Origin of the sequence: Streptomyces sp. NPDC093801, from assembly GCF_040701585.1 — a bacterium.
Classification (GTDB): Bacteria; Actinomycetota; Actinomycetes; order Streptomycetales; family Streptomycetaceae; genus Streptomyces.
The window spans coordinates 1-8,610 of the sequence record NZ_JBFBDP010000084.1; the positions used below are offsets into that span (position 1 = coordinate 1).

At 73.2% G+C, this 8,610-nt stretch carries 6 protein-coding genes; 3 read left to right on the plus strand and 3 right to left on the minus strand.

Annotated features, from left to right (window positions below; genetic code table 11):
- Nucleotides 1–382 precede the first annotated feature (382 nt).
- The gene (locus AB0469_RS40710) at nt 383–919 is read right to left on the minus strand and encodes a MarR family transcriptional regulator (RefSeq protein WP_366456659.1); all 537 of its coding nucleotides are present in this window, start codon (nt 917–919) and stop codon (nt 383–385) included.
- 124 nt (nt 920–1,043) lie between these two features.
- Here AB0469_RS40710 and AB0469_RS40715 point away from each other — a divergent pair, with 124 nt between their 5' ends.
- Nucleotides 1,044–2,354, plus strand: coding sequence for an MFS transporter (locus AB0469_RS40715; RefSeq protein WP_366456664.1), 1,311 nt, complete (start codon nt 1,044–1,046; stop codon nt 2,352–2,354).
- A 66-nt stretch (nt 2,355–2,420) separates the two neighbouring features.
- Here AB0469_RS40715 and AB0469_RS40720 read toward each other — a convergent pair whose 3' ends face one another.
- Both AB0469_RS40720 and AB0469_RS40725 read right to left on the minus strand, forming a co-directional pair.
- A complete protein-coding gene (locus tag AB0469_RS40720; protein ID WP_366456660.1) occupies nt 2,421–4,151 on the minus strand; it encodes an ATP-binding SpoIIE family protein phosphatase in 1,731 nt (576 codons plus the stop codon).
- Between the two features lie 173 nt (nt 4,152–4,324).
- Entirely contained in the window at nt 4,325–5,743 is a 1,419-nt protein-coding gene (locus tag AB0469_RS40725) for an NAD(P)/FAD-dependent oxidoreductase (protein ID WP_366456661.1), read from the minus strand.
- A gap of 342 nt (nt 5,744–6,085) precedes the next feature.
- Here AB0469_RS40725 and AB0469_RS40730 point away from each other — a divergent pair, with 342 nt between their 5' ends.
- On the plus strand, nt 6,086–6,856 hold the full coding sequence (locus AB0469_RS40730) for a helix-turn-helix domain-containing protein (RefSeq protein ID WP_366456662.1): 771 nt from the start codon (nt 6,086–6,088) through the stop codon (nt 6,854–6,856).
- Between the two features lie 259 nt (nt 6,857–7,115).
- On the plus strand, nt 7,116–8,610 hold a 1,495-nt coding region (locus AB0469_RS40735; RefSeq protein WP_366456663.1), incomplete at its 3' end, for a sigma-70 family RNA polymerase sigma factor.

Genomic DNA, 8,610 nt, shown 5'->3' on the forward strand with positions numbered 1-8,610 from the left:
GTTGAGTTCTCAAGGAACGGACGCTTCCTTTGTACTCACCCTCTCGGGCTTTCCTCCGGGCTTTCGTTCTTTCCTGCGTTTCCGACTCTATCAGATCCTTTCGGGCCTGACTCCCAGTCAGCGGGGTTTGTCTTCCGGGCTGTTGGGCCCTTCCGACTCCTGAACTCTAGCGGATTTTCCCGGCAACCGATAATCGGGCCTTCGGAAATGAATTCGGACATGCCGAATTCGTTCCCGGTGGGAGATCGCGCTGAGTGGGTTGCCGCAACGAGGCGGCGGATTCGTTGACCTCAGAACCTTCCGGCGCTGGGGCAACTCGAAGAACCTTACGGATCCGCGAGGGGTGTGTCAACCCGGCAGGTCGGCGCCCGCCGGGGGTCGGTCAGGCGCGGGGCTGGAGGTCCTCCACGCGGTCCAGGACCCGGGTGAGCATGTCCCCCAGGACCCCGCGCTCCGCCGTGGAGAGGTCCTGGAGCAGGTCCTCCTCGAACACGGTCGCCGCGCGCATCGCGTCCAGCCACTTGCTGCGGCCCTCGTCGGTCAGCTCCACGATCACGCGGACCCGGTTGGACTCGTCCCGCTCCCGGGTGACCAGGCCCTCGGCCGTCATCCGGTCGATCCGGTGGGTCATGGCCGCCGGGGTCAGGCCCAGCTGCTTCGCGAGCTCGCTCGGGCCCATGCGGTACGGGGCGCCCGAGAGCACGAGGGCCTTGAGGACCTCCCACTCCGCGTTGCTGATGCCGAGCGCGGCCGTCTGGCGGCCGTACGCGACGTTCATGCGGCGGTTCAGGCGGCTGAGGGCCGAGACGACCTTCTCCACCTGGGGGTCCAGGTCCTGGAATTCGCGCTGGTAGACGGCGATCTGCTCGTCGAGGCTCGGCTCGTGGGCCGGCGTCGCGCCGTCGGGGGTGTCAGCCATGGTCCGAAGTATCCCACGAACCCGTTGGCGTCTAACTCCTTCGATGTGTAGAGTTAAGCATCGAACTTTAGGTATGAAGTCTTCAGACTTTAGCTATCAGGGCAGGTGAGAAGTGACCAAGGTGATGGGCGCTGCGATGCGGCGGATCCAGGCCGGGAACGCGCTGACCGCGTTCGGCATCGGCTTCACGGTTCCGTTCCTCTACATCTATGTGGCGCAGGTGCGCGGGCTGGGCTCCATGGCCGCCACGAGCGCGTTCGTGGCGTTCGCCCTGGGTGCCCTCGTCGCACTGCCCTTCACCGGCCGGGTCATCGACCGGCGCGGTCCGGTCCCCGTGGTCATGGGCGCGGCCGTGGCCGCCTCCGCGGGTGCCCTCGCCCTCGGGCTCTCCACCGGCGTCGGGCCGATCCTGCTGTCCGCCCTGGCCCTCGGTGCCGGACAGGCCGTGATGCAGCCGGCACTGGCCACGATGATCGTGTGGTGCTCGACGCCGTCGACCCGTACGCGCGCCTTCGCCCTGCAGTTCTTCATGCAGAACCTGGGTCTGGGCATCGGCGGTCTCGCCGGCGGCCAGATCGTCGACGTGACGCGGCCCGGGAGCTTCACCCTGTTGTTCGGCATCGAGGCCGTGATGTTCCTGGTGCTGGCCGGGGTGATCGCCACCGTACGGATGCCGCAGGCGCCCAGCATCAAGGACGCGCTGCCCAAGGACCCGTCCCGGACGGCCGGCGGCGGCTGGAAGCGGCTCCTGCGCCACAAGGCCATGGTGCAGCTGTGCCTCCTGGGCTTCGTGCTCTTCTTCGCCTGTTACGGACAGTTCGAGTCGGGTCTGGCCGCGTTCGGTACGGAGGCCGCGGGGATCTCCCCGTCCACGCTGGGGTTCGCACTGGCCGCCAACACGGGTGCGATCGTCGTGGCGCAGTTCGTGGTGCTGAAGCTGGTCGAGAAGCGCCGCCGGTCGCGGGTCATCGCGCTGGTCGGGCTGATCTGGACCGTCGCGTGGCTGATCGCCGGGTTCTCCGGGCTGGGGCACGGCAGCGCGACGATGGCCGCCGCCGCGTTCGTGAGCACGTACGCGCTCTTCGGGATCGGTGAGGCGATGCTGTCGCCGACCCTGGCCCCGCTGGTGGCCGACCTGGCTCCGGAGGGCTCGGTCGGGCAGTACAACTCGGCGTTCGCGCTGGTCAAGCAGATGGCCCTGGCGCTGGGGCCGCTGGGCGTGCCGGTGGGTGCGGGTGCTCCGATGCTGTACGTCGGGACCTTCGTGCTGGTCTCGGTGGGGATCTCGGGTCTGGCGCTGCGGCTCGGCAGGCGGCTGACCCCGGTGCAGGACAACCCGTCCCTGCTGCACGGCAGGGTCGTGGCGCAGGGGCCGGCGGCCGCCCCGCAGGATGCGGAGCGGGCGGAGCAGCGGGCGGAGCGGGTGTCCGCGTAAGAAGGGGTGCAGGTATGGGGAGAGGCCCCGGTCCGGGTGGACCGGGGCCTCTGCCGTCGTCGGCGGCTATGCGTCGGGGAGGGCGAACTCGCACCAGACGGCCTTGCCGCCGCCGGGGGTGCGGCGGGAGCCCCAGGCCGAGGCGATGGTGGCGATGATCGAGATGCCGCGGCCGGTCTCGTCGGCGGGTTCGGCGCGGCGCCGGCGCGGGAGGTGGTCGTCCCCGTCGGTGACCTCGACGATCAGGCGGCGGTCGGTGCGGCGCAGGCGCAGGCGCATGGGCGGGGTGCCGTGCTGGAGGGAGTTCGCGACGAGCTCGCTGGCGGCGAGTACGCCGAGGTCGCAGAGCTCGACGGGGAAGCGCCAGGAGGTGAGGACGCCCTGGGCGAAGGCGCGGGCTCGGGGGGCGGCCTCGACGCCGCCGAGGAGTTCCAGGGCGGCGTTGTGGAAGAGCTCGGCGTCGGCTCCGGTGCGGGCGGGCTGCTGGAGGACCATGACGGCGACGTCGTCGTCGTGGTCGGCGTCCACGCCGAGGGCGCGCATCAGCCGGTCGCAGATGATCGCGGGGGTGCCCTGGGCTCCGGCGAGGGCGCGTTCGAGGGCGGAGACGCCTTCGTCGATGTCCTCGCCGCGGCGTTCGACGAGGCCGTCGGTGTAGAGGACGGCGGTGGAGCCGGGGCCGAGGGCGATGGTGCCGGAGGTGTGGAGCCAGCCGCCGGTGCCCAGCGGGGGGCCGGTGGGGTCGGCGGCGCGGCGCACGGTGCCGTCCTCGTCGCGGACGAGGATCGGCAGGTGGCCGGCGGAGGCGTAGGCGAGGAGGCCTTCGTTGGGGTCGTGGACGGCGTAGACGCAGGTGGCGATCTGGCTGGCGTCGATCTCGGCGGCGAGGCCGTCGAGGAGCTGGAGGACCTCGTGCGGGGGCAGGTCGAGGCGGGCGTAGGCGCGGACGGCGGTGCGCAGCTGGCCCATGACGGCGGCGGCGCGGACCCCGCGGCCCATGACGTCGCCGATGACGAGGGCGGTGCGGCCGGCGCCGAGGGTGATGACGTCGTACCAGTCGCCGCCGACGGCGGCTTCGGTGCCGCCGGGCTGGTAGGTGGCGGCGATGCGGAGGTCGTCGGGCTGTTCCAGTTCCTGCGGGAGGAGGGAGCGCTGGAGGGTGACAGCGGCTTCGCGCTGGCGGCGTTCGCTGGCGCGGAGGCGGTCGACGGCTTCGGCGTGGTCGGTGACGTCGGCGAGGTGGACCAGGATGCCGGTGTGGTGGGGGTCGGGGCGGCCGTCGGCGTCGGCCTTGGGGAACTGCACGGGGGTGCAGGTGACGGTGTAGGAGCTGCCGCCGCCGGGGGCCTGGCGGTTCTTGGCGGTGCGGGGTCTGCCGCTGCGCTGGACCTGGTCGAGGAGGGGCAGGAGGCCGAGCTCGCCGAGTTCGGGGAGGGCGAGGTGGGCGGGGGTGCCGGTGGTGCGGGGTCCGAAGCCGGCGGTGTAGGCGTCGTTGACGTAGGCGACGCGGTGCTCGGGGCCGTGGACGAGGGCGACGAGGGCGGGGAGGAGTCCGAGGACCTCCTGCACGGAGAGCTCGTCGAGGGCGGGTACGGCGGGGAGCGGGGCGGTGCCGGTGCCGGAGACGGTGGCGTCGGCGGGGCTGCCGTCGCTGGGCGTGACGGGGTGGGGGGCGGCGCCGCGGGCTGCGGGGACGGAGCCCTCACCCCGTTTGGCCTGGGCTGCGGCGTGCTCGTTCCGGGCGGCGGCGCGGCGCTGCGTTCCGGGGAACCGGGCGCTCCATCGCGTGAAGTTCACTGCGTTCAAGCCTCGTGGTGTCGCAAGTGGTCGCGGTGTCTCCTCCCGGTGGTGCCGGAAGGTGCCCCGTGTGGTCGGTCGCTTGCTGCTGGTCACTCCGTGGGGCGTCACTCTGTGCAGGTGTGAGCCCACCTATGGTCACACGTCCAGTGTGGCGGACCGCACTGACAACGTCAGCCCTTGCCGTCTTCCGGGGGGTTGGGGGCGGGGTGCTGGAGGTGGTGGCGGGGGCCGCCGCCGGCGGCCAGTTCGAACTCTGCCCTGGGGTGTTCGAGGGATCCGAGGGAGACGATCTCGCGGGTGAAGAGCCCGGCGAGGGTCCATTCGGCGAGGACGCGCATCTTGCGGTTGAAGGTGGGGACGCGGCTGAGGTGGTAGGTGCGGTGCATGAGCCAGGCCGGGTAGCCCTTGAGCTTGCGTCCGTAGACGTGGGCGACGCCCTTGTGGAGGCCGAGGGAGGCGACGGAGCCCACGTATTTGTGGGCGTATTCGGTGAGGGTCTCGTCGCGGAGGGCGGCGACGAGGTTGTCGGCGAGCTGTTTGGCCTGGCGGACGGCGTGCTGGGCGTTGGGGGCGCATTCGCGGCCGGGTTCTTCGGCGGTGATGTCGGGGACGGCGGCGGCGTCGCCCGCGGCCCAGGCGTGTTCGACGCCTTCGACGGTCAGGAAGGAGGTGCAGCGCAGGCGGCCGCGTTCGTTCCTGGGGAGGTCGGTGGCGGCGAGCAGGGGGTGGGGTTTGACGCCGGCGGTCCAGACGATGGTGCGGGTGGGGAAGCGGGAGCCGTCGCTGAGGACGGCGACGCGGTTCTCGCAGGAGTCGAGGCGGGTCTCCAGGCGGACGTCGATGTTGCGGCGGCGCAGTTCGCGGACGGTGTAGACGCCCATCTCGGGGCCGACCTCGGGGAGGATCCGGTCGCTGGCCTCGACCAGCACCCATTTCATGTCCTCGGGCTTGATGTTGTGGTAGTACCGGGCCGCGTAGCGGGCCATGTCCTCCAGTTCGCCGAGTGCCTCGACGCCGGCGTAGCCGCCGCCGACGAAGACGAAGGTGAGGGCGGCGTCGCGGATCGCGGGGTCGCGGGTGGAGGAGGCGATGTCCATCTGTTCGATGACGTGGTTGCGCAGGCCGATGGCCTCTTCCACGGTCTTGAACCCGATGCCGTAGTCGGCGAGGCCGGGGACGGGGAGGGTGCGGGAGACGGATCCGGGGGCGAGGACGAGTTCGTCGTACTCGATCTCCAGGTCGCCGGTGCCCTCCTCGGGGGTGGCGAGGGTGGTGACGGTCGCGGTGCGTTTGGCGTGGTCGATCCGCTGGGCCTGGCCGATGACGATGCGGCAGCGGTCGAGGACGCGGCGCAGGGGGATGACGACGTGGCGCGGGGAGATCGCGCCGGCGGCGGCTTCCGGGAGGAAGGGCTGGTACGTCATGTAGGGCTCGGGGGTCACCACGGTGACCTCGGCTTCGCCGGATCTGAGCTTCCGCTGGAGGTGCAGGGCGGTGTACATGCCGACGTATCCGCCGCCGATGACGAGGATGCGCGTGCGGGGCGGGGTACCGGGGGCGTCGCCCCGCGAGTTAGCAGCCTTCACCATCCCATGACGCACCGTGGCCGGGAGTTTGTCCACAGGCCCGACAGATTGTGTGACCGGTGGGGAGGACGGGGCGGGGCTGTCGAGGAAGCCGGATGGTGTGAGAAGTTCGCAGGTCAGGCCGCGCGGAAGGGGTGATTCCGGAGGCTTGCGGCGGAAAAGTGGGGGTGAATGCTCCGATCGGGCGGTGCTCCGTCGGGGGCTGCCTCTTCTGAATTGACTCTGGCTCAACTATGTTCGTATCTCGTCGAGGAGTAGGACCAGGGCCCTCATGACCGTGGCCCCCCTCGGCACGAAGGCGGGGAGTGTCTCCGGGGGGAGACAAATGATTACCGGGGGATACATATGCATATTTCCGATTTCCATGGTTCTGCCACCGCTCTGTCCGCAGAGAGCGGCGGCCGTGTGATCGCGGGCACGACCACCCACGGCACCGGTCGTTCGACGCCCCTGCGCGTCGATGCGCAGCGCAACCTCGAACACGTCCTGCGCGCCGCGCGCGAGGTCTTCGGGGAGCTGGGCTACGGAGCCCCGATGGAGGACGTCGCACGGCGCGCGCGGGTCGGCGTCGGGACCGTCTACCGGCGGTTCCCCAGCAAGGACGTGCTGGTCCGGCGCATAGCCGAGGAGGAGACCGCCCGGCTGACGGAGCAGGCGAAGTCCGCTCTGGGCCAGGAGGAGGAACCGTGGCAGGCGCTGTCGCGCTTCCTGCGCACCTCCGTGGCCTCGGGCGCGGGCCGGCTGCTGCCGCCGCAGGTGCTGCGGGTCGGCGCGGCCGAGGAGGACGGCGCCGAGGACGAGGGCGCGGCGCGCGTTCCGCACCAGCGCCAGGCCGTCGCGGGCGGGGCCCCGGAGCTGCGTGTCGTGGGCTCGCGGACCCCGGTCGAGGACGAGCCGTCGGAGGACGCGGGCGCGGGTGCGCTGCTGGAGGTCGTCGGCCGGCTGGTGGACCGGGCGCGGGAGGCCGGTGAGCTGCGGGCCGATGTCACGGTGGCCGATGTGCTGCTGGTGATCGCGACCGCGGCGCCCGCGCTGCCCGACCCGGCGCAGCAGGCCGCGGCTTCGGCGCGGCTGCTGGACATCCTGCTCGAGGGGCTGCGTTCCCGTACGGCGTGAGCCGCGCGGGGCGGCGCGCCCGCCGGTGGTGACGGTCCGCCCGGCCCCCGCAGGGGTGGGGGCCGGGCGGGTCCGGTCGCCGGGCGGTCGACGGGACGCTCCGCGCGGCCGCGCACCCGAAAGGGTGAGGGGCGGTGCTGCGGTCCGCCGGACCTTCCCCGGACGGGTGGACCGTGCGCAAGGCGGGCCGGGGTGCCCGTGCCGTGTGACACGCTGGGCCGGTGGACCGGTCTGAGTGTGTCGTGCGGGGGCTTCCGCGATGAGCGTTGACGGACGGGACGAGTCTTCCGGTGGCGAGACCGCGGCGGGCAGCCTGCCCGCCCGGCAGGTTCCGGCCCAGCGCGAGCCCGGAGGGCGGCGGCACGCCGCTCCCGGGTCGGGCGGCGCCGAGCTGCCCCCGTCCGACGGGGACTTGGTCGCCCGGACGCGCGCCGGTGACGACGGTGCGTACGAGGAGCTGTTCCGTCGGCACGCCGAGGCCGTACGGCGCTACGCGCGCAGCTGCTGCCGTGACGGACACACCGCCGACGACCTGACCGCCGAGGTGTTCGCGCGGACGCTCCAGGCGGTGCGGGGCGGGGCGGGGCCGGACCAGTCGGTGCGGGCCTATCTGCTGACCACCGTGCGGCGGGTCGCCGCCGCCTGGGCGACGACGGCCCGGCGGGAGCATCTGGTCGAGGACTTCGCGGTGTTCGCGGAGCAGGCCGCCGCGGGCGAGAGCGGCGGCGTGCCGGCCGGGCTGTCGGGGGACGACACCCTGGAACTGGGCGCGGACGTCCGGGCGATGCACGAGGCGGAGCGGTCCCTCGCGATGCAGGCCTTCCGGAGCCTGCCGGAGCGGTGGCAGGCCGTGCTGTGGCACACCACGGTCGAGGACTCCCCGCCGAGTGCGGTCGCCCCGCTGTTCGGGCTGAGTGCCAATGCGACGGCGGTGCTGGCCAGTCGGGCCCGGGAGGGCCTCAAGCAGGCCTACCTCCAGGCCCACGTGAGTTCCGCGCTGCGCGCGGGCGGGGACTGCGCGCAGTACGCGGACCGGCTGGGCGCCTATGCCCGGGGCGGGCTGCGGATGCGGGCGGAGCGGGGGCTGCGGCGGCACCTGGAGGAGTGCGCGAAGTGCCGGCTGGCCGCCGGGGAGCTCAAGGACGTGAACGCGGGGATCCCCGCGCTGCTGCCGGTCGCGGTCATCGGCTGGTTCGCCGCCGGGTACGCCGCGAAGGCGGCCGGGGTGGTGGCCGGCGGGGTCGTCGCCGCCGGCGGTGCCGGGGCGGCGGCCGCGGCGGCCGGCGGTGCCTCGGCTGCGGGGGCCGGCGGTGCGTCGGCTGCGGGGGCCGCGGGGGCCGGGGCTGTCGGCGGTGCGGGTGGCGTCGCCGGTGCGGGTGGGGCGGCGGGGGCCGCCGGTGCCGGTGGGGCTGCTGGTGGGGCTGGTTCCGCCGGTGGGGCCGGGGGTGCTGTGGTCTCGGAGGGGCTGGGGCTGCCGGCGAAGGCCGCCATCGCCGCCGGGATAGCGGTCGCGGCGGCCGCCGGGGTGGTGTTCGCCCTGACCGGGGACGAGCCCGAGCCGGAGGCGAGGCCGGCGCCCAGTGCGGTGGCGCCTGCTGTGCCCCGGGCGCCCGTGGCCGCCGTACCGGAGCCGGCCCCACCCGCGGATCCGGCGCCGGCGGCGGGCGGCCCCGTACCGCCGGCGCGCAGTGCGTCGCCGTCCGCGCCGGCGCCGCGCCCCGCCCCCACCACCGGACCCGCCCTCACCCTGCGGC

What these genes read in the sequence shown, in the direction of transcription:
- AB0469_RS40725 (WP_366456661.1), bottom strand. Translation starts at nt 5,743, where the DNA reads ATGGTGAAGGCTGCTAACTCGCGGGGCGACGCCCCCGGTACCCCGCCC.
- AB0469_RS40710 (WP_366456659.1), bottom strand. Translation starts at nt 919, where the DNA reads ATGGCTGACACCCCCGACGGCGCGACGCCGGCCCACGAGCCGAGCCTC.
- AB0469_RS40715 (WP_366456664.1), top strand. Translation starts at nt 1,044, where the DNA reads ATGGGCGCTGCGATGCGGCGGATCCAGGCCGGGAACGCGCTGACCGCG.
- AB0469_RS40730 (WP_366456662.1), top strand. Translation starts at nt 6,086, where the DNA reads ATGCATATTTCCGATTTCCATGGTTCTGCCACCGCTCTGTCCGCAGAG.